The sequence below is a fragment of the Cellulomonas terrae genome, assembly GCF_007990265.1.
GTDB lineage: Bacteria > Actinomycetota > Actinomycetes > Actinomycetales > Cellulomonadaceae > Cellulomonas > Cellulomonas terrae.
Window position 1 is genome coordinate 109,724 of sequence record NZ_BJWH01000004.1, and the last position, 25,494, is coordinate 135,217.

A 25,494-nucleotide genomic window follows, 5' to 3' on the forward strand; every position below is an offset into this window, starting at 1 on the left:
GGCCGGTCAGCTCCCGGGCATGGGGCCGGAACGGCCGAGGGCACCGTCCCGCAGACCGCGCAGCAGCAGCGGGACGCGCCGCCGACGCGGTGCGACGGCCAGCACGTAGTAGACGGTGTACTTGCTGATCCACCACAGGTAGCCCCACCGCCACGCCGTCGGCAGCAGCGACGAGCGCACGAGCAGCAGCGTGTTGCGGGTCATGTAGTAGTTGCGGCCGACGGACTGCACGTGGACGGTGCGGTCGCGGCCGGGCACGGGCCGCGGGTCGTCGCCGAGCTCGTGCCGCAGGTCCGCACCGACGACGGCGTACAGCACCCAGCCCGCGCGCCGCGCGCGCACCCCCCACTCCAGGTCGACGTGGTCGATGAAGAAGTCCTCGCGCATGGGGCCCACCGACTCCAGCGCGCGGAGGTCGACCAGGCAGCCGGACGCGATGAGGAAGGCGACCTCGACGCGCGCGCCCGGCTCGGTCGGCAGCTCGACGCGACGCGGACCGAAGCGCTGGGCGGCGTACACGAACGGCGGCTCACCGTCACGGTCGTCCCGCGCGACGGCCCCCACGGCGCCGACCGGCCGGCCGTCGGGGGCGGGGGTCGCGAGCGCCCGCTCGAGGACCGCCACCATGTCCGGGGCCGGGACGGAGTCCTGGTCGAGCAGCAGGACGGCGGTGGCGCCACCCGCCGTCGCCCGCTCGACCCCCCGGTTCTGCGCTGTCGCGATCCCGAGGTTCTCGCCGAGCGCGACGACCTCGCCGTCCACCGCGGCGACGACGGTGCGCAGGGCCGCGAGCGTCTCCGGCGTGCTGCCGTTGTCGACGACGACGACCATGCCCACCTGCGGCGCGACCGCGTCGAGCAGCTCGCTCAGCGCCGCGACGTCCGGGTGGTACGTGACGACGACCGCGGTGACGCGGTCCGGCGCGGGCGTGCGCGCCTCAGGCACCGAGCGTCGCGACGAACGACCGGACCGCGTCCCACGTCGGCAGCAGGCCCGCAGCCTCGGCCTCCGCCAGGGTCGGCGCCTCGGCGTCCTTCGGCGAGAGCAGGGGCGTCAGCGGGGAGCCGTCGCGGGCGACCGTCGGCCAGTCGATGCCCAGCGCGGGGTCCAGCGGGTGGATGCCGTGCTCGCGGCCCGGGGCGTACGGCGCGGAGCACAGGTAGACGACGGTCGAGTCGTCCTCCAGCGAGATGAAGGCGTGCCCCAGTCCCTCGGCCAGGTAGATGGCACGACGGTCCGTGTCGTCGAGCAGCACCGAGTCCCACCGGCCGAACGTCGCCGATCCCACGCGGATGTCGACGACGACGTCCAGCACGGCGCCGCGGACGCAGGTGACGTACTTCGCCTGCCCCGGGGGAACGTCCGCGAAGTGGATGCCGCGCACCACGCCGGCGGCCGAGACCGACGCGTTGGCCTGCGCGAGGTCGAGCCGGTGACCGACCGCCTCCTCGAACGCCGCCCCGGCGAACCACTCGAGGAAGACGCCTCGGTCGTCGCCGAACTGGCGGGGGGTCAGCTCCAGCGCACCCGGAACGGTGAGCTCACGCACCTGCATGGAATCTCCTTCGTCGTCATGATCCGCAGGCCAGGGTACGGGAAGCCGGGGTCGCGACGACGAGCGGGGGTCGGTGCGACGGCTAGGGTTGGCCGATGCGATTCGTTGTGGTGGGCGCCTCCGGCATGCTCGGTCAAGACCTCGTCCCGTTGCTCGAGCGGTCCGGTGAGGACGTCGTCGCGCTCGGCCGCACGGACCTCGACATCACCGACCTCGGTGCCGTCCGTGCCGCCGTCCAGGGGGCCGACGTCGTCGTCAACTGCGCGGCGTACACGGCGGTCGACGCGGCCGAGACCGCCGAGGCCGCGGCGTTCGCCGTGAACGCGACGGGTGCCGCGAACGTGGCCCGGGCCGCCCACGAGCACGGCGCTCGCACCGTCCAGGTCTCGACCGACTACGTCTTCGACGGCGTCGCCTCCGAGCCGTACGCGGAGGATGCACCCGCGGCGCCCGCGTCGGCCTACGGGCGCACCAAGGCGGCGGGGGAGTGGGCGGTGCGGGCAGAGGCGCCCGACCACCTCGTCGTGCGCACGGCGTGGCTCTACGGTGCCCACGGCCCGTGCTTCCCGCGCACGATCGCGCGTGTGGCCGCCGAGCGTGGCGGTCTCGACGTGGTCGACGACCAGGTGGGGCAGCCGACGTGGACCGTCGACCTCGCGGACCTCGTGCTGCGGCTCGTGCGCGCCGGCGCGCCGGCCGGGACGTATCACGGGACCGCGTCGGGCCGGACGTCCTGGCACGGGTTCGCGGGCGCCGTCGTCGGCGCCGCGGGCCTCGACCCCGCGATCGTGCGCCCCACGACGAGCGACGCCTACGTGCGGCCCGCACCGCGTCCGGCGTTCTCGGTCCTCGGGCACTCCGCGCTGCACGCGATCGGCATCGAGCCCATCGGCGACTGGCGGGCGCGGTGGGACGTCGCGTCGGCGGGGGTCCTCGGCGCCTGACCCCGGTCAGAGCAGGCGGCGCGCGACCCGCCAGTAGGCCTGCAGCACCTTCTCGATGACGGCGCCGCCCGGCGGCAGAGGGAGCTGTGCGGCGTCGAAGGAGTCGGTCCACAGCGGTGCGAGGTCGCGGTCGCCCACCACGCGCGCGGCCTGCACGTCGCGCCGTCGCGCGCGCAGCCAGCCGACGTGGCCGAGCACCCACCACCGTGCCCGCCACCACTGCCGGCCCCAGCCCTGCGCGACCGCGACGGCCAGCAGCGCCACGTCGAACGCCAGCAGGGGCAGGGCGAGCAGGACCAGCGTCCGCGTCCCGTAGCAGGTCAGGACGAATGCGAGCCGGTTGCGGTCCACCAGGTACATCTTCAGGGGGCTGCGGCTGAACTCGTAGTGGTGGTCGGACACCGCGGTCGGGACGAAGCAGACCCGCAGCCCGCGCTGCCACGCGCGCCAGCTCAGCTCGAGGTCCTCGAGGTAGGCGAAGTACTCGTCGGGGAAGCCCCCGAGCGCGTCCCACACGGACCGGCGCACGGCCATGGTCGCGCCGGTGACGGAGGCCACGGTCGTGGGCTCGGTGTGCTCGGCCACGGGTTCGCCCATGTGGCCCGCCCAGGACAGCCCGAGGAGGTGGACCGGGTTGCCCACGGTGTTGACCAGGTCCGGGGTGGCCGCGAGGCGGACGAGGCCGGACACCAGGCCGACACCCGGGTCGTCGAGGGCGCGGGCCAGCTCCACCAGCGCGTCCGGCTGGACGATCGCGTCGGAGTTGACGAGGGCCACCACCGGCGCGGTCGTGCCGCGCACGCCGAGGTCGACGCCGCCGGTGAAGCCCAGGTTGTGGCTCGGGGTCAGCACCCGCACCCGCGGGTCGGCCAGGGCACGGACCGCGTCGACCGAGCGGCCCGTCGCGCCGTTGTCCACCAGCACGAGCTCGAGCTCCACGCCCGTGGACGCCAGGACGGCGCGGACCGCCTCCTCGAGGTAGGGCTCCGCGCCGTACGCCAGCATGACGACCGAGAGCTCCCGGCGGTCGGGTGCGTCGGCCGGTCGGTCAGGCCTCATCGTCGCCGGGCCGGGGTGCTCCGTCGGCCGCGTCCTCGAGCCGCGTCAGGCGTTCTCCGAGGATCGCCGTCTGCTCCGCGATGGTCCGCGTCTCCTCCTCGAGCGCCGAGATCTCCGTGCTCAGCTGGATCGCGACGAGCAGCAGGACCGCCAGGCTCGAGGCGAACAGCAGGTTCGACGGGGTCTCGACGCCGACGAGGTCCGACAGGCGGATCGCGAGCTGCGGGAACGCTGCGAGCACGATGATCGCCAGGGAGACGACGAGCCAGATGCCGGCGTACTTCTCGCGGAGCTGGCGACGTCGCAGGAGGTGCACGACGAACAGGAGCGTGACGACCGACATCACGACCGCGAACAGGTAGCCGCTCATGATGCCGGCGCCAGGTGGTCGGGGGTCGCGAAGCGCGGGGCGGGCCGGGAGAGCGCGACGGCGAGCGCCAGGCCGGCGCGGCCGAGGAAGATCCCCGCCCGCCAGGGGCTGTGGGAAGGCTCGCCGCCCGCACGGGGGCGCATCTCGACCGGGAGCTGGCGCACCGTCAGGCCCGCCCGGTGCGCGATGACGAGGGACTCGATCGTGTCGCCGAGGTACTCCGCCGGGTACTCGCGTGCGAAGAGCGAGACCGCGCGGGGGCCGGAGAGCTTGAACCCGGAGGTCGTGTCCGTGAGCCTCGTGCCGACGAGCCGCGACAGCACCGTCGAGAGCAGGCGCATCGCCCACCGGCGCGGTCCGCGCGCTTCGTACGCGCCCGCGCCGGCGAAGCGGGCTCCGATGACCACGTCGGCCTCGGTGGCCTCGGCCGCAGCGACCAGGCGGGGGATGTCCCGCGGGTCGTGCTGCCCGTCGGCGTCGCACTGCACGACCGAGTCGTAGCCGTTGACGAGCGCGAACTTGAAGCCGGCGCGCATCGCACCGCCGACGCCCAGGTTGATCGGGAGGTCGAGCACGCGGACACCGGACTGGCGGGCGACCTTGACGGTGCGGTCGGTCGAGCCGTCCGAGACGACGAGAACGTCGATCTCCGGCACGGCGTCACGCAGCTCCGCGAGCACCAGCGGGAGGGCGATCTCCTCGTTCCACGCGGGCAGCACGGCGAGAACTCGGTGGGGCGTGGGCACGGCCCAGACTCTATCCGACCGCCCGTGACGCTCGGGCGGGGCGTCCTGGGCAGCGTGGACCATGTGGGAGAATTGGTGCCCGTTCGCCGGTCGTGCTACCGGTCGCCGACGAAGGGACGCGCGTTGCGCGAGATCGCTGAGGACGTCACCGCCCCGGAACCCGCAGCAGTGGGCGACCGGCTCGACGTCGACCCGAGCGATCCTCCCCGCGGTCCTCGGCGACGTCGCGCGTGGGCCTGGGCGTGGGCCCTGCTCGCCGTGGTGGTCGTCGTCGGAGGTGTCGTCGCCGGCCTGGCCCAGCCCATGGGCGCCGTCCGTGCGGACGTCACCGAGCACTTCGACCTGGCCACGCCGTCGGAGCCGGTCATGCCGGGCGAGCCGCAGACCTTCGAGATCCGTGCGGAGGAGGACCGGCTCAGCGAGGTCCGCGCCATCCTCGCGACGTACATGGGCACCATCAGCTGTCAGCTGGAGGCGACGCTCGACGACGGAGACCGCCAGATCGCGACCAGCACGATCGAATGCGGCGCGATCCCGGACAACGAGCCGGTCACCCTGCTGCAGTTCGACCCGGTGGAGGACTCGGCCGGGACGACGTACGACCTCACGCTCGCGGTGACGTCGTCGAGCGCGAACGGTCCGTCGGTGTGGGAGTCCACGCACGGCGTCGACTCCCTGATGACCTACTACGACCTCGACCGCCAGGGCGTGGACCGGGTCGGTCTGGTGCTGGACCGCATCGCCGACTACGCCCCGGCGTGGGGCACGCCCGTCGGGCTGGCCGTGCTGCTGGTCGTCGGCCTCGGCGCGATCGCGCTCCTGGTGGCGCGCCCGTCGTGGGGGCTCGTCGCGCTCGTGGTGCTCGTCGTGCTGCGGGGGCTCTTCTGGTCCGCGCTCGTGCCGCCCCTGCAGGGGATGGACGAGGGCGCGCACTTCGCCAACGTGCAGTTCATGGCGGAGGAGGGGCGGCCGACGGACCCGACCCCCGCCGAGCAGGAGCACGGGGCGTACTCGGAGTCGATGGAGGTCGCGTCCGGCGCGATGCACGTCTCGGCGCACAAGCCCACCGACCGGCCCGACTACGGCGACGAGGCGGTCGACGCGCTGGAGTCGGCGGACGCCGCGGTCGGCACCGACTCGGACGGGACCAGCCCGGCGGCGTCCTACCCGCCGGGGTACTACGGACCGGCGACGGCGTTCTACCTCGTCGCGGTGGACGACACCGTGGCGCAGATCCAGTCGGTGCGCGTGTGGTCGGCCCTGCTCGGTGCCCTGGCGATCGTCTTCGCCTGGCTCTTCGCCGGCGAGCTCCTGCCCGGTCGACGCTGGGCGCGGGCCGGCCTGGTCACGGCGGTCGCCCTCCAGCCGATGCTCGCCCACCAGTTCGCGATCGTGAACAACGACGCCTGGGTGATCGCGGCGGGCTTCGGCGCGCTGTGGCTCGGTGCCCGGCTCGTCCGGTCGGCGCGGGCGCCGTGGATCATGCTCGCCGCCGGTGCGGTGGTCGGCCTGGGGATGCTCGGCAAGCCCTTCGCGGCGATCGCGGTCTTCCCGGTCGCGATCGGCTGGTTGCTCGGCAAGGTGCAGCACCGGGTCCGGGACTGGCGGGTGCTCGTCATGGAGCCGCTGCTCGCGGGCGTCGGCGTCGCCGCGACCTACGGCGTGTGGTTGGTCGTGGCGAGGGCGCTCGGCATCGGCGCCGGGCTGGGCTTCCCCGCGCAGGAGGGCGGGTCACGGGACCTCGTCACGTACCTCGCGACGCAGTGGGACCCCGGGTTCCTGGAGTTCCGCGGCCTGTGGGTGACCCAGTTCTGGGGGAACTTCGGCTGGGTCAACACACCCCTGCCGCAGATCGCCTACCTCGTGATCTGGTGGCTCTACCTCGCCCTCGCCGCCGCCCTGGTCGGCTGGCTCGTGGTGGTCGTCCGCCGGTGGCGGAGCCGTGACGACGAGGCACGCCGGATCGACCGGCTCATCACCCTCTGTGCCGGTTCGGGACTGCTCTCGTTGCTGGGCATGTACGCCATCGAGTACCTGTTCTTCGCCTCGTCGGGGCGGACGGACCTGCTCCAGGGCCGGTACCTGCTGATGATCGCCCCGGCGCTGCTCGCACTGCCCGTCCTGCTCGTCCAGCGGTTCGTCCCGCGACGGGCGGCGGCCACGGTCGCGGCCTGGAGCCTCGCGGCGCTGCTGGTCGTGCTGCACCTCGTCTCGATCGGTGTCGTCGTCCGGCACTACTACCTGTGAGCGGGCACGAGCCGGCCGGCCCGCTGCGGACGGTCGCGGTGGTCACCGCGTACCGGCCGGGTCCCGCGCTCCGCGCGGTGGTCGCCGCGGCAGCGCCGCAGGTCGACGTCGTCGTCGTGGTGGACAACACGCCGGTCGGGACACCCGGAGCAGCGGAGGTCCTCGAGCCGTCCGAGGGCCTCGAGATCGTGTCGATGGGCTACAACTCCGGCCTGGCGGCGGCGCTGAACACGGGCATCGCGCGGCACCCCGACAGCGCGCAGGTGCTGCTGCTCGACCAGGACTCGTCGATCCCGCGCGACCTGGTCGAGCGCCTCGCCGACCGTCTGGGTGAGGACCCGCGGATCGGGGTGGTCGCGCCGGCCCCGTGGGACGCGGCCGCCGGTCGCTACCTGGACCCCCGGGCGAGCGGCCGCCCTGTCCTGGCCGACCTCGGCGCCGTCATCACCTCCGGCATGCTGGTGCGTCGCGGGGTGCTCGACGAGGTGGGCGGGTTCCGCGAGGACTTCTTCGTGGACTGCGTCGACCAGGAGTTCTGCCTGCGCGTGCGCGCCGCCGGCTGGCGGGTGACCCAGGACCGGTCGGTGCTGCTGCCGCACGAGCTCGGTGAGACCCGATGGCACGGCTGGGGTCCGCTCCGGCTGCGCGCCACGCACCACGCGACCTGGCGTCTCTACTGGATCGGCCGGAACTCCGCCGTGATGCTGCGCGAGCACGCGCGCTCGGAGACGGCCTGGTCGCTGCAGTGGGTGGCGATCGTGGGGTACTGGGCGCTCACCATCGTCCTGTTCGAGCCGCCTCGGTGGGAGCGGCTCAGGACCCTGGCCGGGGGCCTGCGGGACGGTGCACGAGGTCGCGCGGTCCCGAGCCGCTACCGACCGCAGGGGCCGTCGACGCCCGGATGAGGTCCGCGGCTACCGCTCGTGCCGCTCGGCGCGCGTGGCGACACGCACGGACGACGGGTTGTGAGGAACGTCACCGGTTCTCGGTACGGTTCGTGAACGGGTGGTCTTGCGCACCTGGAACACTTGTCGGCGACATCCGGACCGAACGCATCGCGGCGTCCGTACCGGGCCCAGCCGCACCCTGTCCCTCATCGAGGCGACGCCTGTGCCGCCCACCGACACGACGGGCCGAGCGAACACCATGACTGCCTCACCCACTCGCACGCCGGAGACCGCGGCGACCCCGCACGCGGACGGTGCAGGCGCCGTCCCGGGTGCCCGGGGGTGGCTCCGCCCGGTCCTCGTGGGCGGTGCCCTCGCGGTGGTCGTGGTGCTGGGTCGCGTCGCCGGAGTGCTCGACGGACCGGTCGGCCTGGTCGTGGCCACCGCCATCGTCCTGGCCGTGCCGACGTCACGCCTGCTCTCGCGCCGGATCGTGCTGGCGGTCCCGATCATCTTCGGGTGGTTCCCCCTGGTGGCGTGGCTGCACCTGCCCGTCGGGTCTCTCGGTGCGGTGACGATCGCCCTGGCCGTCGTCGCCGGAGCGCTCGGCGCCTGGGTGGCCCGGGCGCGCGGGCGGCTCGGTCTGGTCGTCCCGCGGCTCGCCCTGGTCGACGGCGTCCCGCTGGTCGCGCTCCTGCTGGCGGCCTACATGCTCGCCCCCTGGTTGCTGGCCCCCAGCGGCGGGTCGGCGGTGTCGATGCTCGCGAGCGGGTGGGACAACGTCGCGCACTTCAACATGGCGGAGATGATCCGGCAGCACGGCACGGTCGTCGCGCAGACGGCGCAGCCGGCCGACGGGACCTGGGCCTACGCGCACTACCCGCAGGGCTACCACGCGATGACGTCGGCGGTGATGGAGCTCCTCGGCCCGGTCCAGGTGGGCGGACCGGCCCTGGAGGCCGTGCTCTACGTGCACGCCCTCGGGCTGGTCTTCGTGACCGGGATCGTCGCCCTCGCGGCCGGGATCGCCGCCCTTCCGCCCCTGCGACGTCACCCCGGGGTCGCGCTGCTGGGAACCGGGCTGGTCGGCGCCGTGTTCCTCCTCGGTCCGAGCGGGTACGTCATCGTCGACGGCTTCCCCAACTTCCTGTACGCCTGCGTGCTGCTCTGCCTCGTCCCGCTCCTGGTCGTCGCGACCCCGCGGTGGACCGGCATCGTCGTCCTCCTCGCCCTGAGCGGCGCCCTCGTCGGCATCGCGCACAGCTGGGCGCTGCTGCTCACGATGGCGGCTCCCATGGCGGTCGTGATCCTCCTGCCGCTGCGCCGCCGGCTGCCGTCGAGCTGGCGGCACCGTGCCGCGATCATCGCCATCGCCGTGGCGAGCGTGGTCGGCGTGGTGCTGGCCGTCCTGACGATCGAGATCCAGTCGATCGCGGCGATCATGCTGATCGGGGGTGGCATCTCGCCGCGCGGGCCGGCGGAGAAGTTCGTCATCGCGGCCTGGCTCGGCGCGGCCCTGGTGGCTCTCGCCCTGGTCGTGCCGCGCCCTCGCGGCGGTCACGTCCTGCGGGCGCTCGGGGTCGCCGTCGGTCCGCTGACCGGTATCGCCTTCACCGTGTGGATCATCGCCGTGCAGGCCGGGCACGAGGGCGCGGGCTACTACCTCCACAAGTACGTCATCGCGCTCGAGCTGCTGATGGCGACCGTGGCGGTGGTGGCGGGCTCGCTCGCGCTCGCCCACCTCCACCGGCGCAGGAGGCTCGGTGTCCCGGTCGGGGTCGCCCTGGCCGCCACCGCGGGCGTGTTCGTGCTGGGGCTGTTCGGAGCGCCGACCACACCCCTGGCGACGAGCACAGGGCTCACCCTGGCGACCGGAGGGGTGGCGCGCGAGACCCTCGTCACGCGCTCGACGGCGCCCGCGCCGGGTGTGTCCGACCTGCTCGCCGCCGCGCAGCTCACCCGGGAGGTCGCGGGCCGCTCGGTCTACGTCCCGCTCGGTGCGGTGTTCGCCCACCCCGGGTCGATCGGGCAGTGGAACGCCGCGCTGGCCGGCCGGTGGGTCGACGAGGTGAACGCGCCGATCGGCACGATGCTCCGGTTCGACGTCGCGAGCTGCGACGACCCGCACTGGATCTACGGGATCGTCGCCAGCGAGCCCGACCTGACCGTGATCGTCCCGCCGGCATGCCTCGACGCCGCCCGGGCAGAGGTCGACGACCGGGACCGGGGCCGGATCCGCACCTGGTGAGCGCGGGCCTCAGCCCACGGTGACCGTGCGGCAGCCGAGGGTGGCGTTGGCACCTGCCGGGGTGTTGATGGCGTAGAGGCAGACGCTGTGGCTGCCGGGCGGGGCACTCATCGTGGTGGTGAAGCCGTGCCTGTCTCCCATGCCGAAGACCGCGGCGATGTCGGGGCGGGTCTGGTCAGCGACGAACGCCTGGCCGGTGCCGTCGACGTACATGTGCACGGCGATCGGGTCCGTGGTGTCCAGGTCGAGTGCCCAGCCCTTCACCGTCACGGAGTTCGCCGTGGTCGTGACCGAGTCGAGGAACCCTGTGGGCGTCCGGTTGGCGGCCGGCACGACGACCGTCCGGCAGCCCAGGGCGACGTTGGTGCCCGCGGGGGTGTTGATCGCGTAGAGGCAGACGTTCTTGCTGCCGGGCGTGGCGTTCATGGTCGCGCTGAAGCCGTGCCTGTCACCCTTGCCGAAGATGGCGCCGATGTCGGGGCGGGTCTGGTCGGCGACGAACGCCTGGCTGTTGCCGTCGACGTACATGTGGATGGCGATCGGGTCGGTGGTGTCGGGGTCGAGCGCCCAGCCCTTCACCGTGACCGACCCGGGGGCGCCCGAGGTCGAGTCGATGAAGCCGGTGGGTGCGCTGTTGGTCACCGTCATCGTCCGGCAGCCCAGGGCGACGTTGTTGCCCGCGGGGGTGTTGATCGCGTAGAGGCAGACGTTGTGGCTGCCGGGGCTCGCGTTCATGGTCGCGGTGAAGCCGTGGTTGTCGCCCTTGCCGTAGATGGCGCCGATGTCCGGGCGGGGCTCGTTGGCGACGAACGCCTGGCTGTTGCCGTCGACGTACATGTGGATGGCGATCGGGTCGGTGGTGTCCGGGTCGAGCGCCCAGCCCTTGACCGTCACGGTCGACGGGGTCGTCGAGAACGTGTCGCGGAAGCCGGTGGGGCTCTGGTTGACGACAGAGACGGACCGGCAGGTCAGGGGCAGGTCCTTGCCCGGAGCCGGCTTGTGCGCGACGAGGCAGACCGTGTGCGTGCCGATCGACGCCGGCACGTGGGCGGAGAAGCCGTGCCGGGGCCCGGCGCCGTACGCCGCGTCGACGTCCGGGCGCGGCTGGTCGGCGGTGATGCTCGTCGCGACGCCGTCGACGAGCACGCTGACCGGGACGCTCGTGCCGGTCGAGTCGGGGTCGTACACCCAGCCGCTCACCGACACCCCCGTCGCGTCGGGTGTCACGGTGTCGACGAAACCTCGGAGCGGGTTGGGCACGGTCACGGTCCGGCAGCCGAGGAGGGTGTTGCCGGAGATCGTGTCGTTGTTGATCGCCCAGACGCACACGTCCTGCGTCCCGGGGGAGACCTGCATCGACGCGACGTACCCGTGCTTGTCGCCGCGGTTGAACGGCGCCACCAGGTCCGGGCGGGAGACGTCGGCGACGAAGGCCTGGGCCGTGCTGCCCGCGTACACGTGGACGGCGATGGGCGCGTTCGTCTCCGGGTCGATGGCCCAGCCGGTCACGGTCACGGTGAGCCCGGACACCGTCACGGAGTCGAGGAAGCCGAAGGGCGGGCTCCCGGCCGGGTTGCCGAACCAGTCCGAGAAGTAGTTCCAGAAGTTGCGGTTGCCGTACGACGAGCAGGCGTCGCCGGTCCCGTACCCGGCGGCGAGCGCGGCCGCGTTCGGCTGGTACGGCGTGTAGTTGTAGAGGCTCGCGGTCGCCTGGTTGCGGATGAGCACGGGGGAGCTCCCGCAGGCCGCGTTCGGGTGGAAGCGGACGTTGTTGGTCAGGCCCGCGCGGTGCGAGTAGTTCTGCGGGTTGAGCGCGTAGTTCCGGAACTGCGAGGCCGCGGAGTAGACCTGGTTGAAGAAGCCGAAGTAGAGCGCGTCGCAGGCAGCGGTGTCCGGGCAGCCGTACCCCATCGCCTTCTGGTACGTGGAGGCCGGCTTCCCGCTCGACGCGGTCACCAGCCCCTGCTCCTTCTGCAGCGTGACGAGCAGGACCTGGGGGTTGATGCCGCAGGCGGCCGCGACCTTGGCGACGATCGACGCGGCGCTCTCGTTCGCCGCACCCTCGTACGCGGCGCACCGGTTGGTCGCGGCGCGGGAGGTGGTGGACTCCGTGTAGCTCTTCAGACAGGTGCTGCCGGCGGCGGGTACGCAGCCGGCGCCCTTCTGGTCGATGAACGCCTTGACCTGCGCCGGGGTGAGCGCGGCGGAGTTGTAGAAGACGGGGTCGCTGATGATGAAGCCCGGGTCGAACCGGGCCAGGTCCGCGGCCCCGGCCGGTGCGGCGGACAGCGTGCCCAGCAGGACGAGCACGGCGGTGCCGAGCGCCGCGAGCGCGGCCGCGGCCAGGCGGCGGGTCACCGGGCCACCTCGATCGCGACCGGCGCGGCAGCGACCGAGCCGGCGGCGGTCGCGAACGTCAGGGTCGTGCTCCACGTGCCGGACCCGAGGCCGTCGCCGGAGACCGAGACGGTGCCGCAGGAGGTGGTGCTGGCGTCCGGCACGGCGGTCGACGTGCCCGTGAGGGTGGTGCCGTCCTTCGTCGCCGAGACCGTGCACGTCCCGCCGCCCAGGACGGCGTCCACGTACCCGCCCATGACGATGGCACCGGCGGCGGCGTCGTACCCGGAGAACGTGACGGTGAGGGTGGTGCCGGCGAGGGGGTCGGTCGGGGCGGGCGCCTCGGGGGCCGGGGCCGGCTCCGTCGGCTCGGCCGGTGCCGCGGTGGGGGTGCTCTCCGGTGCCGAGGCGGACTCGGTCGGGGACGCGGGCGAGCTGGGGGAGGTCGTCGGCGAGGCTGCAGGGTCCGGTGCAGGCCGCTGCCAGGACGCGACCGCGGCGACCGCGGCGGCGACGAGCGCGACCACCGCGACCGAGACGACCACGACTCGCGAACGAGTGTTGAGCATGACTGACGACCTCCGGGCGACGGCTGAGCGCACCACGCTAGCCGCCGTCGAAGCCATTCTGGCTCACCGCAGGAGCGGCGCGCCCGAGGGTGTCCGGATCATCCCGATAGCGTGTCGCCGGAGGGGGCCGCCCGGTCAGCGCTCGGCGTCGAGCAGCCCCAGGAGGTACGCGCCGTAACCGGACTTGACCAGCGCGGAGGCCCGCTCGGCGAGCTCGTCGTCGCTGAGGAACCCGCGGCGCCAGGCCACCTCTTCCGGGGCGCCGATCTTCAGGCCCTGGCGGTGCTCGATGGTCCGCACGTAGTCGGACGCCTCGAGCAGCGAGTCGAACGTGCCCGTGTCGAGCCACGCGGTTCCCCGGGGCAGCACCTCGACCTGGAGGCGCCCCTGCGCCAGGTAGGTCTTGTTGACGTCCGTGATCTCGTACTCGCCCCGGGGGGAGGGCTGCAGGTCCCGGGCGATGGCGACGACGTCGTTGTCGTAGAAGTAGAGCCCGGGGACCGCATAGTTGCTGCGGGGGTGCGTGGGCTTCTCCTCGAGCGAGAGGGCGCGTCCGTCGGCGTCGAACTCCACGACCCCGTACGACGTGGGGTCGGCGACGCGGTAGGCGAAGACGGCCCCGCCGTCGATGCCCTCGAACCGCTGCAGGCGCGAGCCGAGACCGGGGCCGTAGAAGATGTTGTCGCCCAGCACGAGCGCCACCGAGTCGTCCCCGACGAAGGACGCGCCGAGCACGAACGCCTGCGCCAGCCCGTTGGGCTCGGCCTGCACGGCGTACGTCAGGGAGATGCCGAACTGCGAGCCGTCGCCGAGCAGCCGACGGAACTGCTCCGCGTCGTGGGGGGTGGTGATGATGAGCACGTCACGGATCCCCGCGAGGATCAGCGTCGAGAGCGGGTAGTAGATCATCGGCTTGTCGTACACGGGGACGAGCTGCTTGCTCACGCCGAGGGTGATGGGGTGCAGTCGGGTACCGGAGCCGCCGGCCAGGATGATGCCACGCATGGGCAGCAAGTGTGCCGTACAACGTGGCCGCGCGGCGCATCGGGGCCTGACGGCGGTCAGAGCACGGTGACGACGAGCCCGGACTCCCGCACGACGGCGAGGAAGTCGTCGAGCCGCTCACGGGGCACGAACGCGTGGTTCCAGGCGAGGTCGTGGAAGCGCACGCGGTCGCCGACGACCGCCTCCCGCTCGCTCAGCCGCACGTCGACCAGCGACGCGTCGTCGAGCACGCGCTCCAGGGCGGCGAGGTCGGCGCGGGGCAGGACCTCCACGAACGACACCGGCCGCGACCGGAGCAGCAGCTCGGACGCACCCTGGAGCACCCGGTGCTCCGCTCCCTCGACGTCGATCTTCACGACGGTGACCTCGGGCCGGCCGACCTGGTGCCAGTAGGCGTCGAGGGTCAGCGCGGGCACGGGCACGGGGGTGCTCCCCGCACGGAACGACGCGTCGGTGGAGCAGCTGGTCTCGATCGCCGCGCTCGGCGGCGGGACGAACAGCTCGATCGTGCCGGACCGGTCCGACGCCGCGGCCTGCACGACCCGCACCCGCGCGGCCGACGGGTTGAGCGCCAGGTTCTCGCGGAGCAGCTCGGCGACCGGGGGGTACGCCTCGAACGCGTGCACGGCGGTACCGCGCACGCTCGCAGCGATGAGCGCGTAGACGCCTGTGTTGGCACCCACGTCGAGCACGGTGCCGGGCCTGCGTCGCAGTGCGCCGAGGAACAGGTCCGGCAGCGGTCGCTCGTACCCCAGCCAGCCGGCGAGCCGGAACGCCTCGACGCACTGGTCGCTGCCGTTCCGGCGGAGCGCCTTGATCCGGGGGGTGCTGCGCCACGCACGCGCCGACGGGGGGAGCCGGACCGCGACGATCTCGCCGTGCGCGACGATGCGGTCCGCGCGATCGGCCAGGGTGTGCGCCCGGAGTCCTTCGAGGGCGTGGACCGGCACCCGCGTCCGCGTGAGCACAGCGGCTGCCGTGCTGCGGAGCCGGGTCCTCATGGCCGTCACACAGCGAACATAGGTGCCGCCGTGCGCTACCGGAAGGTGCCCGGGCGGTCGGGCGTCCCGAGGGACTGCGTCGTGACCCGCTCGCTCGAGACCAGGAGCGCCGAGCGCGCGGGGTCGTCCCGGAGCTGCTGGGCCAGCGGGGCGGACACGACGACGGCCGACCCGTCGCCGCGGAGCACGCCGACGACCTCGGTCACGAGGTCGACCCCGGGTCCGGTGGTGGCAGGCAGGAGCGCACGCTCGCGCGCGGAGGGCTCGTCGCCGGGGAGCCCTGCCAGGAGCTCGGCGTGGGTGACCTGCCGTGCGCCGTCGTCGAGAGCGGCGGCGGCGGGGTCGACCGGGGGAGCCCAGCCGAGCACGTCGCCGTAGGTCATGACGGCGCCGGCCGCGTCGATCGCGCCGGGCGGCAGCGTCCCCTCGTACCGCCGGGCGAGCGCGGGCAGCGACACCACGACGAGGTCGCGGACCCCCGGGTGCCGGTCGGGACGGTCGGTCACGGTGACGTCGGCGCTCCCGTCACCGGTCACGACGCAGGCACCGACACGCCAGGTGGCGAGCGCCCACACGACCGTCCGCCAGTGCCCCGGCAGGTCCAGCCGGACGCGCGTGCCGGGGGCGGAGTCGAACTCCTCGACGAGCAGGTTGGCGGTCTTGTTGACCCAGTTCTCCAGGACGGCGCCGGACAGCTCGACGCGCTCACCGGCGTCCCCGTACCAGGTGATCCGCGGCCGTCCGGGCTCGCGGGTCAGCAGGTCCAGCAGGTCGGCGATCGTCGTCAGGGGCACCGCTCCACCCTAGATCGACACGCCCGGATCACCCGTCCGGGGCAAGTTCACCCGACAAAACCGGACAGTTACCACGTCTCCGCTTGACCAACGCGAACGACACGCGTGTAATTCCTTAGAACGGATTCATGAGCGAGCACCACCCGCGGCACTCGGAGAGCGTCGCACGCCGAGCCTTGGAACGAGCAGTTGAACCAGCAAGAAAACCGCACGGAGGCACGCATGTGGAATCTGCTCGACAACGACGAGATCTTCCCGTCGGACGCACGGAGGAGTGCACAGACGCACGCTTCCAACGTCCTGCCGATCTTCGGCGCCCTCGAGGACGAGGGACCGATGGGCTGGCAGGAGCGCGCCCTGTGCGCGCAGACCGACCCTGAGGCGTTCTTCCCCGAGAAGGGCGGCTCGACGCGTGAGGCCAAGAAGGTGTGCACGGGCTGCGACGTGCGCTCGGAGTGCCTCGACTACGCCCTGCAGAACGACGAGCGCTTCGGCATCTGGGGCGGCCTGTCCGAGCGGGAGCGGCGCAAGCTCAAGCGGCGTGTCGTCTGACGGTCTGCGCCGGCGGGGAGTGTCGCGCGCGGGTCCCGACCCGCGCGACGGCATGATGTTCCGAGCATGACTGACACCCTCCTGCCGGTGGACCTGCCCACCGCGACCTCCTCCACACCGGTGACGACGCCGGTGTCGGCCGTCGTCGTGACGCGCGGCCGTACCCCGTACCTGGCAGCCACGGTCGCTGCCCTCGCGGCGCAGACCCGTCGGCCGCTGCGGGTCCTGCTCGTCGACGTCTCCGACGACGGTGACGAGGCGGTCGAGCAGCTCCTGCACAGTGCGTTCACCGCCGCCGGCGGCTCCGCGACGCCCACCCTGCGCGTCGTGCGCACGCCCGGCGCGCGGACGTTCGGGCACGCGGTCCGCCGCGCCCTCGAGGCCGACGACGGGCTCCCGACCACCTGGCTCTGGTTGCTGCACGACGACAGCGCCCCCGCGCCGACCGCCCTCGCCGAGCTGGTGCGCGCCGTGAGCCATGCGCCGTCGGTCGCCGTGGCCGGCGTCAAGCAGCGCACGTGGACCGATCCGGAACGGCTGCTCGAGGTCGGGCTGCGCTCGTCGCGGTCGGGCCGCCGGATGACGGACGTGGAGCCGGGCGAGCTCGACCAGGGCCAGCACGACGGCCGGGAGGACGTCCTCGGCGTCGGGATCGCCGGTGCGCTCGTCCGGCGGGACGTCTGGGCCGACCTCGGGGGCACGGACCCGCTCCTCGGACCCTTCGGAGACGGCTTCGACCTGTCCCGCCGGGCGCGCCTGGCGGGGCACCGCGTGATCGTCGTGCCGTCGGCCGTGGTCCGGCACGCCCAGGCCGGGTACCTCGGGCTGCGGTCGGACGCGGTCGCCGCCGGCGGCGGACCCGTCGACCGGGACGGGGACGGGGAGGACGACCGCGCGGACCCGCGCCGGTCCTTCGCCGCCCGCCGGCGGGCGCTGGTGCACAGCCGGCTCGTCTCCGCGCCGCTCCCTCTGGTGCCGCTCGTCGCCGTCGCCGCGCTGCTCGGTGCCCTGCTGCGTGCCTTCGGTCAGCTCGCGGCCAAGCAGCCCGGCCTGGCGATCGACGAGGTCCGGGCCGCTCTGGTCGCGCTCGCCCGGCCCGACGGTGTCGTCCGCTCCCGCCTCCGCGCGACCCGCAGCCGACGACTGCCGCGCCGTGCGCTGCGACCGCTGCAGGCCGGCTGGCGCGACGTGTGGTCGCAGGCCCGGGACCGGCGGCTCGCGCGGGCCGAGGCCCGTCGGGTCACGCAGGCGCCGAGCGAGCTGGAGCTGCGCGAGCTGGCAGCGGTCGCGACCCGGCGACGCATCACGCTGGCTGTCGTCGCGACCGCTCTCGTCGCCGCGGCGGGCGTCGGGCTCGGTCCCCTCGTCGCGGCCGCCTTCGGTGGGGCTCGCCTGGTCGGTGCCGCCCTGCTCCCGAGCAGCGCCCGCCTGGGAGACCTCTGGACGTCGGCGACGTCAGGCTGGGTCCCCGACGGGCTGGGTGGTCCGGGGCCGGCCGACGCGCTGCTCACCGCGCTGACCGTGCCGACCGCCCTGCTGAGCGGGTCGTCGGCGACGGCCGTCGCGCTCCTGCTGCTCGGTTCGGTGGTGCTGGCCGGGCTGGGGGCGTGGGCCGCGGCCGGTGCCGCGACGCGGTCCGTCGGCGTCCGTGCGTGGGCGGCGGTCGTCTGGGCCGGTGCTCCTGCCCTGCTCCTGGGCCTCGGTGACGGCCGGCTGGGCGCCGTGGTGGCCCATGTCGCCCTGCCGTGGGTCGCCCTGGGCCTCGTCCGGGCGGTCGGTGCGCAGCGGGTCGACCAGGTCCTGTCGGGCGTGGCGACCGCGCGGCGTGCGGACGACGACGACGTCGACCAGGGTGCGGTCGAGACCCCCGTCCGGGGCACGCCGACGGTGCCCACACCCCGGGTCTCCGGGGACGCCCCGGCACCCGTCGGGACCGACCCTGAGCCGTCGGAGCTCGTCGGTGCACCCGACCCGACCGGCTCCATCGCCGCCGCGGCCGCCGCGTCGATCGGGTTCGCGTTCCTGGTGGCCGCGGCGCCGAGCCTTCTCGTCCCCGGTCTGCTGGCACTGTGCGTCGTGGCGCTCTGCGCCCCGCGGCGGCGCGGCCGGGTCCTGCTCGTCGCCGTGCCGGCGATCGTCCTGCTCGGTCCCACCCTCGTCGAGGCGGCGGGGCGCGGCCTGGCCGGCTGGCGGCTCCTGGTCGCCGACCCCGGGCTGCCGAGCGCGGCGCCCGCGGCCGACCCGGTGAGCCGCCTGCTCGGCGTCCCGACGGACGCGTCGTCGCTGGTCCCCGGCGCCCTGCCGGAGGCGGTCGCCACGGTCTGGCCGCTCGCGCTCGGCGCGGTCGTGCTGCTCCTGGCCGTGCTGGCTCTGCTGCGCGGCGCACCCGTCGCCCGCGCGGTCCGCGGCGCGTGGTTCGTGGCGGGCATCGGGGTGGCGACCGCGACGATCGTGGTCGCCGTCCCGGTCGCGGTCACCGACGAGGCGGTCGCGTACGGGTGGGCCGGTCCCGCGCTCTCGCTGGCCGGCGCCGGGCTGCTCGCCGCCGCGGTGCTCGGCGTCGACCAGCTGCGCGAGCGCCTCGCGGCCTACACCTTCGGGTGGCGGCAGCCGCTCGTCGCGCTCCTGACCGTCGTCGCGGTGGCGGTGCCCGCGGTGTGGCTCGGCTCGTGGGTGTGGCAGGCGCGCACGGGGGACGCCGTCGCGCTGCGCGCGATGGAGCGGGCGATCGTGCCCGCCGTCGGTCAGCAGGCGCAGGCGTCGGCGCTGTCGTCCCGCGTGCTCGCGGTGAGCATCGAACCGGGTGGTGACGGGCCGTCGACGGTGACGTGGCAGCTGATGCGCGCCGACGGTCCGCAGCTCGTGGACCAGGCGGCCGCCGAGACGACCCGGACCTTGCACGGCGACCTGCTCACGCCCGAGGTGACGGCCGACGACGCCGCCACGCGCGAGGTCGACGAGCTCGTCGCCCGGCTGGCGTCCGCCGCGACGGGGGACGTCGCGGGCGAGCTCGCGGCGCTGGCGGTGGCCGACGTCGTCGTGCCCCCGCTGCCCGACGACCTCGGTGACGTGTCGCCGCAGGTCGCCGCCGCCCAGCGCGAGGAGCTCGTCAGCCGGCTCGACTCGACGGCCGGGCTCGAGCGGGTGACGCAGAACGCGACGGGCACGCTGTGGCGCGTGCAGGCGACCGCGCCCGCCGCCGGCGTCGCCGCCCCGTCGGTCGTCCCTTCGTGGGCCCGGATCCTGCCCGCGGACGCCGACGTGACCGACCCGTCCGCCGCGGCCGTGCCGGTGGCGTCGTCCGGGCGCTCGGTCGACACCGCGGTGCCCGCGGGCGGTGCCGACCGCCTGCTCGTGCTGGCGGAGCGCGCGGACCCGCACTGGCACGCCACGCTCGACGGCCGGTCGTTGCGGTCGGTGGACGGCGGGTGGCGGCAGACGTTCGACCTCGGTGCCGACGCGGGCGAGCTGGTCGTGCGGTACGACGACCCCGACCGCGGTCTGTGGCTCGCGCTGCAGGGCTTCGTCGCGCTGGTCACGATCCTCCTCGCGGTGCCGGTGCGTCGGCGTCGGGGGGTGCGCGCATGAGCGGCCCCGGGACGGGCTCGCGGGCACAGGTCTGGCTCGCACGCACGGCGCGCGCGGTGTCCGGGTTCGCCGTCCTCGGGCTGGTTGTCCTCGTGGTCGTCGCCGGTGCGCGCTTCCCCGGTGCGGGCACGGACACCGTCGCGACGACCGAGATCGCCGTGCCGCCGACCGCGTCGACGCTCGTCTGTGCCGGCCCGCTGATCCAGCCCGACGACACCGGCAGGGGCGACTCCGCGTTCGACCCCACGCCCGTCGAACCCGTCTCGACCGTCACCGTCCTCACGTCGGTCCCGGACCGCGACGCACGCTCCGCGGCGACCGTGGCCCCGCTCGACCGGTCCGCAGTCACCGCCACGCTGCCCGGCGGGGGCGGCGCGACGGTCGTGCCGGACGTCGCCGGACCGCAGGTCGTCCGCGCCGAGCCGGGGACGGCACCCGCCCGGGTGGCAGCGGCGAGCGCGGGACTGGTCACCGCGGGGGACCTGCGCGGCCTGGCGGCTGCGTCCTGCCAGCAGCCGACCGCCGACGCCTGGCTGCTCGGTGGCGCCACCGACCTGACCAGCACCGCGCAGCTCGTGCTGAGCAACGCCGGCTCGACACCGGCCGAGGTGACCCTCGCTATCTGGGGTCCGTCGGGTCCGGTGGACCTCAGCGGCGAGCGGTTCCTGGTGGCGCCGGGCGCGCAGCGGGTCGTCGTGCTCGGCGGCATCGCCGCCGAGCAGCGGCGGCTGGCGGTGCACGTCTCCGCGACGGGCGGTCGGGTCGGCGCGCACGTCCAGGACTCGGCCATCGACGGCTTCACCCCGGCAGGGACCGAGCTCGTGGTCCCGGGAGCGGCGCCTGCCCGACGTCAGGTGGTCCCCGGGCTCGCGGTCGTCGACTCGACGGTGGGCGACCTGTCCGCGCCCTCCCTGCGGCTGCTGGCGCCGGGGGACACCGGCACCACCGCGACCGTGACGCTGCTCGGACCGACGGGCGTCACCGAGCTGCCGGGTGCCGAGTCGGTCACGCTCGTGCCCGGTGAGGTGACGGACGTGCCCCTGGGCGGCCTGCCCGCCGGTGCGTACACGGCGGTCGTCGACGCGGACCAGCCGGTGCTGGCCTCCGCCGTGCTGACGCGTCCCGGGTCCGTCGGTGAGCTGGACGACGTGCCGAGCGTCGAGCGGGCGTGGGCGGCGTCGACCGCGGTCGGCCGCAGCGGCGTCGTGGCGGTGCCGTCGGGTACCCGCGGCACGCTGGTCGCCGGGGCCGTCGCCACCGGCACGGACCCGACGGCGGGCGGGCCGGCGACGGCGACCCTGCGGCTGCTCGGTGCCGACGGGAGGGTGCTGGCCGAGCGCCGGCTGCGGCTGGACGCCGGCTCGACCGGGGCCTGGTCCGTCGACCAGCTCGCGACCGGGAGCGGCGACCTCGCGGTCACCGAGCTCGGCTCGGGTCCGTCGGTCCCCGCGGGGGTCGTGGGTGTGGACCTGGTGACCGAGGAGGACGCCGAGGTGGCGATCGCGTGGGCCCTCGTCGCCGAGGCGGACCGCCCCGACGGCGTCCTGGTCTCGGTGCTCGACCCGGTGCCCGTGCCGCACACCACCCCGGACGTCGCGGTCCGCGAGGACCCGCGGCTCGGCACCCGCTGACTCACCCCGCGGCGCGCAGCTCCGCACGCTCGCGCACTCGCAGCCCGAGGACCGCTGCCCGGCGCACCGGCCACTGGTACCAGTGCGGGTACCGGCGCCCGACGTAGCGGGCAGCGCTCGCGTGGTGCGCGGAGATCATCGGCGCCGGCCGGGCCCGCCACGACGTGCCACCCACGTGCGTGACCTGCACCTGCGGGACGTAGAGGTTGGTCCACCCGGCACGGCCGAGCCGTTCGCCGAGGTCGACGTCCTCGAAGAACATGAAGTACCCGTCGTCGAACCCGCCGACGGCCTCGAACGCCTCGCGTCGCAGCAGGAGGCAGGCCCCCGACAACCAGCCCGCGGCACGGCGCGTCCCCGTGTCCTGCTCGTGCGCGCGGTACCGGCGGGTCCACGGGTTGCCCGGCCAGACCCGCACGAACAGCGCGTGCCCGGCTCCCTGCGTCAGCGACGGCAGCTCGCGCGCGGACGGGTAGACGGTGCCGTCGGTGTTGAGCAGCGCGGGTCCGACGGACCCGGCGCGCGGGTCGGCGTCCCCGGCGGCGACGAGCGCGTCCAGCGCGCCGGGCTGCCACTCGATGTCGGAGTTGGCCACGACGATCCACGGTGCCGTCGCACCTGCCGCGCCCAGGTTGGCACCGCCGCCGTAGCCGAGGTTCGCCCCGGGGGCGACGAGGTGCGCCCCGACCTCCTCGGCGACCTCGCGCGCGACCGCGGGGTCGGTCCCGTTGTCGACGATGACGAGCTCGACGGGTGCGGCGGAGGCGGTGGCCAGGGTCCGTGCGAACGTCGCCAGCTCGTCGCCGGGGTGGTAGACCACGCAGACCACGCGGACGGTGGGAGGGGACTCAGGGGGAGAGGCGGAGGAGCTCATCGTGAGGAGAGGCTAGTGGGCTCAACCCGCGTCGCCGTACCGCGGGTCGACGTCCTCCGGTGAGCGGCCCAGCAGGTGGGCGACCTGCTCGACCACGACGTCGCGCACGAGGTCGGCCATGTCGAACGGGTCGGACGCGCGCGACTCGACCGGTCGCCGGTAGATCACCACCCGCGCGGGCAGGCCGGCGTCGGGCGGGAAGTACCGCCCGAGCGGGACGCCTCCGTGCTCCCACGGCGCGGGGTTGGACGGGGGCACGTCCTCGACGGCGAACTCGGTGCCCTGCAGCTGTCGCGCCCAGGTCCGCTCGATCCGCTCGACGGCGTCCAGGACGAGGTCGTCGAACCGCTCGGCCCGGGTGCGGTACGCGGGCATGGTGCTCGGCATGAGCGGCCCCCGCGGCCCGCGCCCGCGCCGGTCGCGACGGCGCACGGGCACGACGGACGTGGTCGGCAGCGCGACCGAGCGACGGCCGATGCCGGGAGGCCGGCGGGCGGGTGGGGGCGGTGCTGAGCTCACCTCTGCACTGTAGATCGCGGGCGGGCGACGGCGTGGGGGACACGGCCTGTCGTCCCTCGGGGGTACGGTCAGCCCGTGAGATCCGTGAGGCAGTGCTCCCGCACGGCCTGTGGCCGTGCGGCCGTGGCCACGCTGACCTATGTGTACGCCGACTCGACCGCGGTGCTGGGCCCGTTGGCGCAGCACGCCGAGCCGCACTCGTACGACCTGTGCGTCGAGCACGCGGAGCGCCTCACGGCCCCGCGCGGGTGGGAGGTCGTCCGGCTCACGCCGGAGTTCTCTCCCGCACCCCCCAGCCGGGACGACCTGCTCGCGCTGGCGGACGCCGTGCGCGAGGCCGGCAGGCGCACCGAGCCGGAGCCCGCGCCGCTCCCGGAGGCCGTCGGCGCCGTCCTGAACGACGCACCGCGTCGTGGGCACCTGCGGGTGCTGCGGGGCGAGGGCTGACGTGGCCCGCCGCAAGGGCGAGGCCGCCCGCGCCCGTGCCGAGCGCGCGGGCGAGCCGCTGGGCTCCATCAGCCAGCCCTCCGGACCGGGCGTGCCCGGGACCGCTGCGTGCCTGCGGTGCGGCGAGACCGACCTGACGCGGATCCGGATGGCTCTCGCGGACGGTCGCCAGGTCGTCTTCGTGTCGTGCCCCGCGTGCGAGCAGCGCAACTGGTTCCCGCTCGACGGCGACGGCGTGCCGCTCGACCGCGAGGACGTCGTCGGCGACGCCTGACCTGCCGGGAGGCGTCAGGCACCCCGGTACGATGACGAGGTGACCTCCCCTGCAGCCGAACGTGTCGACCTGTCCGCCCTCATCAAGGCGTACGACGTCCGGGGCCTCGTCCCCAGCGAGCTCAACCCCTCCGTCGCCCGGGCCATCGGCGCCGCGTTCGCCGACGTGGTCGTGCTCCCCGAGGCCACGGACCGTCCCCGCGTGGTCATCGCCAACGACATGCGTCCGTCCGGGCCGGAGCTGGTGGCGGCGTTCGCCGACGGCCTCGCCGCCCGGGGCGTCGACGTCCTGCGGATCGGCCTGGCGTCGACCGACGGCCTGTACTTCGCCTCCGGCTCGCTGGGAATCCCCGGCGCGATGTTCACGGCGAGCCACAACCCGGCGCAGTACAACGGGATCAAGCTCTGCCGCGCCGGTGCCCGCCCGGTCGGCCAGGACAGCGGCCTGACCACGGTGCGCGAGCTGGCCGGTGACTACCTCGCCGGCTCCGTGCCCGAGGTCGACGCCGACCAGCGGGGGAGCGTCGAGGACGGCGACCTGCTCGCCGAGTACGCGTCGTTCCTGCGGTCCCTGGTGGACCTGTCGGGCATCCGCCCGCTGAAGGTCGTCGTCGACGCGGGCAACGGCATGGGTGGCTTCACCGCGCCGGCCGTCCTGGGCACCGGTGCCGGGCTGGCCGAGCTGCCGCTGGACGTCGTGCCGCTGTACTTCGAGCTGGACGGCACGTTCCCCAACCACGAGGCCAACCCGCTCGAGCCCGAGAACCTGAGGGACCTGCAGGCGGCCGTCGTCGAGCACGACGCCGACCTCGGGCTCGCGTTCGACGGGGACGCGGACCGCTGCTTCGTCATCGACGAGCACGGCGACCCGGTCAGCCCGTCCGCGATCACGGCCCTCGTGGGGCTGCGGGAGGTCGAGCGCGAGCGCGCCGCGGGCCGCACGCCGACGGTGATCCACAACCTGATCACGTCGCAGGTGGTCCCGGACCTGCTGACGGCCGCGGGTGCGACCACGGTCCGCACGCGGGTGGGCCACTCGTTCATCAAGGCCGAGATGGCGCAGAACGACGCCGTCTTCGGGGGAGAGCACAGCGCGCACTACTACTTCCGCGACTTCTTCTTCGCCGACACCGGGATGCTCGCCGCGATGCACGTGCTCGCGGCCCTCGGCGGGCAGCCGCACCCGCTGTCCGCGCTGTCGGAGCAGTACCAGCCGTACTCGGCGAGCGGGGAGATCAACTCCCGCGTCGCCGACGTCGCCGCCGCCCGCGCCCGGGTGGTGGAGGCGTACGTCACGCAGCAGGGCGCCGGGCCGGTGCAGGTCGACGAGCTGGACGGGCTGACCGTGTCGCACTGGGACGGGCACCCGCAGTGGTGGTTCAACCTGCGGGCCTCCAACACCGAGCCGCTGCTGCGGCTGAACGTCGAGGCGGCCGACGAGGACATCATGGAGAAGGTCCGCGACGACGTGCTCGCGCTGGTGCGGCAGGACGGGGAGGGCTGATGGCCGGGTCGACGGGGCGCTCGCTGGAGCCCTGGGCACGTGAGCTGCTGCGGTGCCCGGTGACGGGGGCGACGCTGGTCGACGGGGTGGGTCCCGACGGCGCGCCGACGCTCGTGTCGACCGACCCGGACAACCCCCTGGCGTACCCGGTGCGCGACGGGATCCCGGTCCTCCTCGTGGACGAGGGCGTGCCGGTCCCCCGGGGCTGACGAACCTGCTGTGACACCGCTCACCCGGGGCTAGCATGGCCCGGACGGCGTGGGTGATGCCCGCAGACCGAGAGGGGTCGCGCCGGCGCGAACGACCAGGGCGAGAGCCCTGGTGCGTCGCGCCCGCAACCGATC

Annotated in this window: 23 protein-coding genes; 11 read left to right on the top strand and 12 right to left on the bottom strand. The window is 74.4% G+C overall.

What is annotated here, in order from left to right; all coding sequences use genetic code 11:
* Positions 1 to 6: 6 nt before the first annotated feature.
* The gene (locus tag CTE05_RS06035) at positions 7 to 945 is read right to left on the bottom strand and encodes a glycosyltransferase family 2 protein (RefSeq protein WP_146845213.1); all 939 of its coding nucleotides are present in this window, start codon (positions 943 to 945) and stop codon (positions 7 to 9) included.
* Complete coding sequence (gene rfbC, locus CTE05_RS06040; protein WP_146845214.1) at positions 938 to 1,555, bottom strand: dTDP-4-dehydrorhamnose 3,5-epimerase; 618 nt, start codon at positions 1,553 to 1,555, stop codon at positions 938 to 940. Before rfbC ends, CTE05_RS06035 begins: the two co-directional genes overlap by 8 nt.
* A gap of 95 nt (positions 1,556 to 1,650) precedes the next feature.
* On the opposite strand from rfbC, the gene rfbD reads away from it, so the two are divergent.
* Complete coding sequence (gene rfbD, locus CTE05_RS06045) at positions 1,651 to 2,499, top strand: dTDP-4-dehydrorhamnose reductase (protein ID WP_146845215.1); 849 nt, start codon at positions 1,651 to 1,653, stop codon at positions 2,497 to 2,499.
* Positions 2,500 to 2,505: 6 nt separating this feature from the next.
* Here rfbD and CTE05_RS06050 read toward each other — a convergent pair whose 3' ends face one another.
* The 3 genes from CTE05_RS06050 to CTE05_RS06060 are packed head-to-tail and all read right to left on the bottom strand — an operon-like array spanning position 2,506 to position 4,674.
* Positions 2,506 to 3,558 (bottom strand): glycosyltransferase family 2 protein, encoded by a 1,053-nt coding sequence (locus tag CTE05_RS06050; protein ID WP_146845216.1) that lies wholly within the window; start codon positions 3,556 to 3,558, stop codon positions 2,506 to 2,508.
* The gene (locus CTE05_RS06055) at positions 3,548 to 3,928 is read right to left on the bottom strand and encodes a DUF2304 domain-containing protein (protein WP_146845217.1); all 381 of its coding nucleotides are present in this window, start codon (positions 3,926 to 3,928) and stop codon (positions 3,548 to 3,550) included. Before CTE05_RS06055 ends, CTE05_RS06050 begins: the two co-directional genes overlap by 11 nt.
* A complete protein-coding gene (locus CTE05_RS06060) occupies positions 3,925 to 4,674 on the bottom strand; it encodes a glycosyltransferase family 2 protein (RefSeq protein WP_371863352.1) in 750 nt (249 codons plus the stop codon). Before CTE05_RS06060 ends, CTE05_RS06055 begins: the two co-directional genes overlap by 4 nt.
* Positions 4,675 to 4,797: 123 nt before the next feature.
* Between CTE05_RS06060 and CTE05_RS06065 the strand changes: the two genes are divergently transcribed.
* The 3 genes from CTE05_RS06065 to CTE05_RS06075 all read left to right on the top strand — a co-directional run bounded on the left by CTE05_RS06065 (position 4,798) and on the right by CTE05_RS06075 (position 10,056).
* Positions 4,798 to 6,921, top strand: a complete 2,124-nt coding sequence (locus CTE05_RS06065) for a DUF2142 domain-containing protein (protein ID WP_146845219.1) — start codon at positions 4,798 to 4,800, stop codon at positions 6,919 to 6,921.
* Positions 6,918 to 7,826, top strand: a complete 909-nt coding sequence (locus tag CTE05_RS06070; protein ID WP_186814754.1) for a glycosyltransferase — start codon at positions 6,918 to 6,920, stop codon at positions 7,824 to 7,826. Before CTE05_RS06065 ends, CTE05_RS06070 begins: the two co-directional genes overlap by 4 nt.
* Positions 7,827 to 8,067: 241 nt before the next feature.
* Positions 8,068 to 10,056, top strand: coding sequence for a DUF6541 family protein (locus tag CTE05_RS06075; protein ID WP_146845221.1), 1,989 nt, complete (start codon positions 8,068 to 8,070; stop codon positions 10,054 to 10,056).
* A 9-nt stretch (positions 10,057 to 10,065) separates the two neighbouring features.
* Here CTE05_RS06075 and CTE05_RS20170 read toward each other — a convergent pair whose 3' ends face one another.
* The 5 genes from CTE05_RS20170 to CTE05_RS06100 form a co-directional block, all read right to left on the bottom strand.
* Positions 10,066 to 12,414: a hypothetical protein gene (locus CTE05_RS20170; protein WP_186814755.1), complete on the bottom strand. Its 2,349-nt coding sequence runs from the start codon at positions 12,412 to 12,414 to the stop codon at positions 10,066 to 10,068.
* Positions 12,411 to 12,962 (bottom strand): RAD23 family protein, encoded by a 552-nt coding sequence (locus CTE05_RS20720; RefSeq protein ID WP_186814756.1) that lies wholly within the window; start codon positions 12,960 to 12,962, stop codon positions 12,411 to 12,413. Before CTE05_RS20720 ends, CTE05_RS20170 begins: the two co-directional genes overlap by 4 nt.
* A gap of 135 nt (positions 12,963 to 13,097) precedes the next feature.
* On the bottom strand, positions 13,098 to 13,967 hold the full coding sequence (rfbA, locus tag CTE05_RS06090; RefSeq protein ID WP_146845223.1) for a glucose-1-phosphate thymidylyltransferase RfbA: 870 nt from the start codon (positions 13,965 to 13,967) through the stop codon (positions 13,098 to 13,100).
* Between the two features lie 56 nt (positions 13,968 to 14,023).
* A complete protein-coding gene (locus CTE05_RS06095) occupies positions 14,024 to 14,968 on the bottom strand; it encodes an FkbM family methyltransferase (RefSeq protein WP_246123360.1) in 945 nt (314 codons plus the stop codon).
* A gap of 35 nt (positions 14,969 to 15,003) precedes the next feature.
* Entirely contained in the window at positions 15,004 to 15,762 is a 759-nt protein-coding gene (locus CTE05_RS06100) for a TIGR03089 family protein (RefSeq protein ID WP_246123335.1), read from the bottom strand.
* A 222-nt stretch (positions 15,763 to 15,984) separates the two neighbouring features.
* Here CTE05_RS06100 and CTE05_RS06105 point away from each other — a divergent pair, with 222 nt between their 5' ends.
* The 3 genes from CTE05_RS06105 (at position 15,985) to CTE05_RS06115 (ending at position 21,533) form a co-directional block, all read left to right on the top strand.
* Complete coding sequence (locus tag CTE05_RS06105; protein WP_146845225.1) at positions 15,985 to 16,314, top strand: WhiB family transcriptional regulator; 330 nt, start codon at positions 15,985 to 15,987, stop codon at positions 16,312 to 16,314.
* Positions 16,315 to 16,380: 66 nt separating this feature from the next.
* On the top strand, positions 16,381 to 19,902 hold the full coding sequence (locus CTE05_RS06110; RefSeq protein ID WP_146845226.1) for a glycosyltransferase family 2 protein: 3,522 nt from the start codon (positions 16,381 to 16,383) through the stop codon (positions 19,900 to 19,902).
* Positions 19,899 to 21,533, top strand: coding sequence for a DUF5719 family protein (locus CTE05_RS06115; protein WP_146845227.1), 1,635 nt, complete (start codon positions 19,899 to 19,901; stop codon positions 21,531 to 21,533). Before CTE05_RS06110 ends, CTE05_RS06115 begins: the two co-directional genes overlap by 4 nt.
* Before the next feature lies 1 nt (position 21,534).
* On the opposite strand, the gene CTE05_RS06120 is transcribed toward CTE05_RS06115, so the two are convergent.
* Both CTE05_RS06120 and CTE05_RS06125 read right to left on the bottom strand, forming a co-directional pair.
* Positions 21,535 to 22,407 carry a glycosyltransferase gene (locus CTE05_RS06120; protein WP_146845228.1) on the bottom strand — a complete coding sequence of 291 codons (873 nt, stop codon included), beginning with the start codon at positions 22,405 to 22,407 and terminating at the stop codon, positions 21,535 to 21,537.
* A 21-nt stretch (positions 22,408 to 22,428) separates the two neighbouring features.
* Positions 22,429 to 22,926, bottom strand: a complete 498-nt coding sequence (locus CTE05_RS06125; RefSeq protein WP_246123337.1) for a metallopeptidase family protein — start codon at positions 22,924 to 22,926, stop codon at positions 22,429 to 22,431.
* A gap of 75 nt (positions 22,927 to 23,001) precedes the next feature.
* Between CTE05_RS06125 and CTE05_RS06130 the strand changes: the two genes are divergently transcribed.
* From CTE05_RS06130 to CTE05_RS06145, 4 genes are read left to right on the top strand one after another with little or no spacing between them, the layout of a single operon-like run.
* Positions 23,002 to 23,373 carry a DUF3499 domain-containing protein gene (locus tag CTE05_RS06130; protein WP_146845229.1) on the top strand — a complete coding sequence of 124 codons (372 nt, stop codon included), beginning with the start codon at positions 23,002 to 23,004 and terminating at the stop codon, positions 23,371 to 23,373.
* A 1-nt stretch (position 23,374) separates the two neighbouring features.
* Positions 23,375 to 23,647, top strand: a complete 273-nt coding sequence (locus tag CTE05_RS06135) for a hypothetical protein (protein ID WP_146845230.1) — start codon at positions 23,375 to 23,377, stop codon at positions 23,645 to 23,647.
* Positions 23,648 to 23,686: 39 nt separating this feature from the next.
* On the top strand, positions 23,687 to 25,150 hold the full coding sequence (locus CTE05_RS06140; protein ID WP_146845231.1) for a phosphomannomutase/phosphoglucomutase: 1,464 nt from the start codon (positions 23,687 to 23,689) through the stop codon (positions 25,148 to 25,150).
* On the top strand, positions 25,150 to 25,359 hold the full coding sequence (locus tag CTE05_RS06145) for a Trm112 family protein (protein ID WP_146845232.1): 210 nt from the start codon (positions 25,150 to 25,152) through the stop codon (positions 25,357 to 25,359). Before CTE05_RS06140 ends, CTE05_RS06145 begins: the two co-directional genes overlap by 1 nt.
* The last annotated feature ends 135 nt before the right edge of the window (positions 25,360 to 25,494 follow it).

Excerpts from the sequence above, each read along its gene's own strand:
- CTE05_RS06105 (WP_146845225.1), top strand. The coding sequence starts at position 15,985 with ATGTGGAATCTGCTCGACAACGACGAGATCTTCCCGTCGGACGCACGG.
- CTE05_RS06115 (WP_146845227.1), top strand. The coding sequence starts at position 19,899 with ATGAGCGGCCCCGGGACGGGCTCGCGGGCACAGGTCTGGCTCGCACGC.
- rfbC (WP_146845214.1), bottom strand. The coding sequence starts at position 1,555 with ATGCAGGTGCGTGAGCTCACCGTTCCGGGTGCGCTGGAGCTGACCCCC.
- rfbD (WP_146845215.1), top strand. The coding sequence starts at position 1,651 with ATGCGATTCGTTGTGGTGGGCGCCTCCGGCATGCTCGGTCAAGACCTC.
- CTE05_RS06055 (WP_146845217.1), bottom strand. The coding sequence starts at position 3,928 with ATGAGCGGCTACCTGTTCGCGGTCGTGATGTCGGTCGTCACGCTCCTG.
- CTE05_RS06145 (WP_146845232.1), top strand. The coding sequence starts at position 25,150 with ATGGCCGGGTCGACGGGGCGCTCGCTGGAGCCCTGGGCACGTGAGCTG.
- CTE05_RS20720 (WP_186814756.1), bottom strand. The coding sequence starts at position 12,962 with ATGCTCAACACTCGTTCGCGAGTCGTGGTCGTCTCGGTCGCGGTGGTC.
- CTE05_RS06075 (WP_146845221.1), top strand. The coding sequence starts at position 8,068 with ATGACTGCCTCACCCACTCGCACGCCGGAGACCGCGGCGACCCCGCAC.
- rfbA (WP_146845223.1), bottom strand. The coding sequence starts at position 13,967 with ATGCGTGGCATCATCCTGGCCGGCGGCTCCGGTACCCGACTGCACCCC.
- CTE05_RS06050 (WP_146845216.1), bottom strand. The coding sequence starts at position 3,558 with ATGAGGCCTGACCGACCGGCCGACGCACCCGACCGCCGGGAGCTCTCG.
- CTE05_RS06120 (WP_146845228.1), bottom strand. The coding sequence starts at position 22,407 with ATGAGCTCCTCCGCCTCTCCCCCTGAGTCCCCTCCCACCGTCCGCGTG.
- CTE05_RS06095 (WP_246123360.1), bottom strand. The coding sequence starts at position 14,968 with ATGAGGACCCGGCTCCGCAGCACGGCAGCCGCTGTGCTCACGCGGACG.
- CTE05_RS06110 (WP_146845226.1), top strand. The coding sequence starts at position 16,381 with ATGACTGACACCCTCCTGCCGGTGGACCTGCCCACCGCGACCTCCTCC.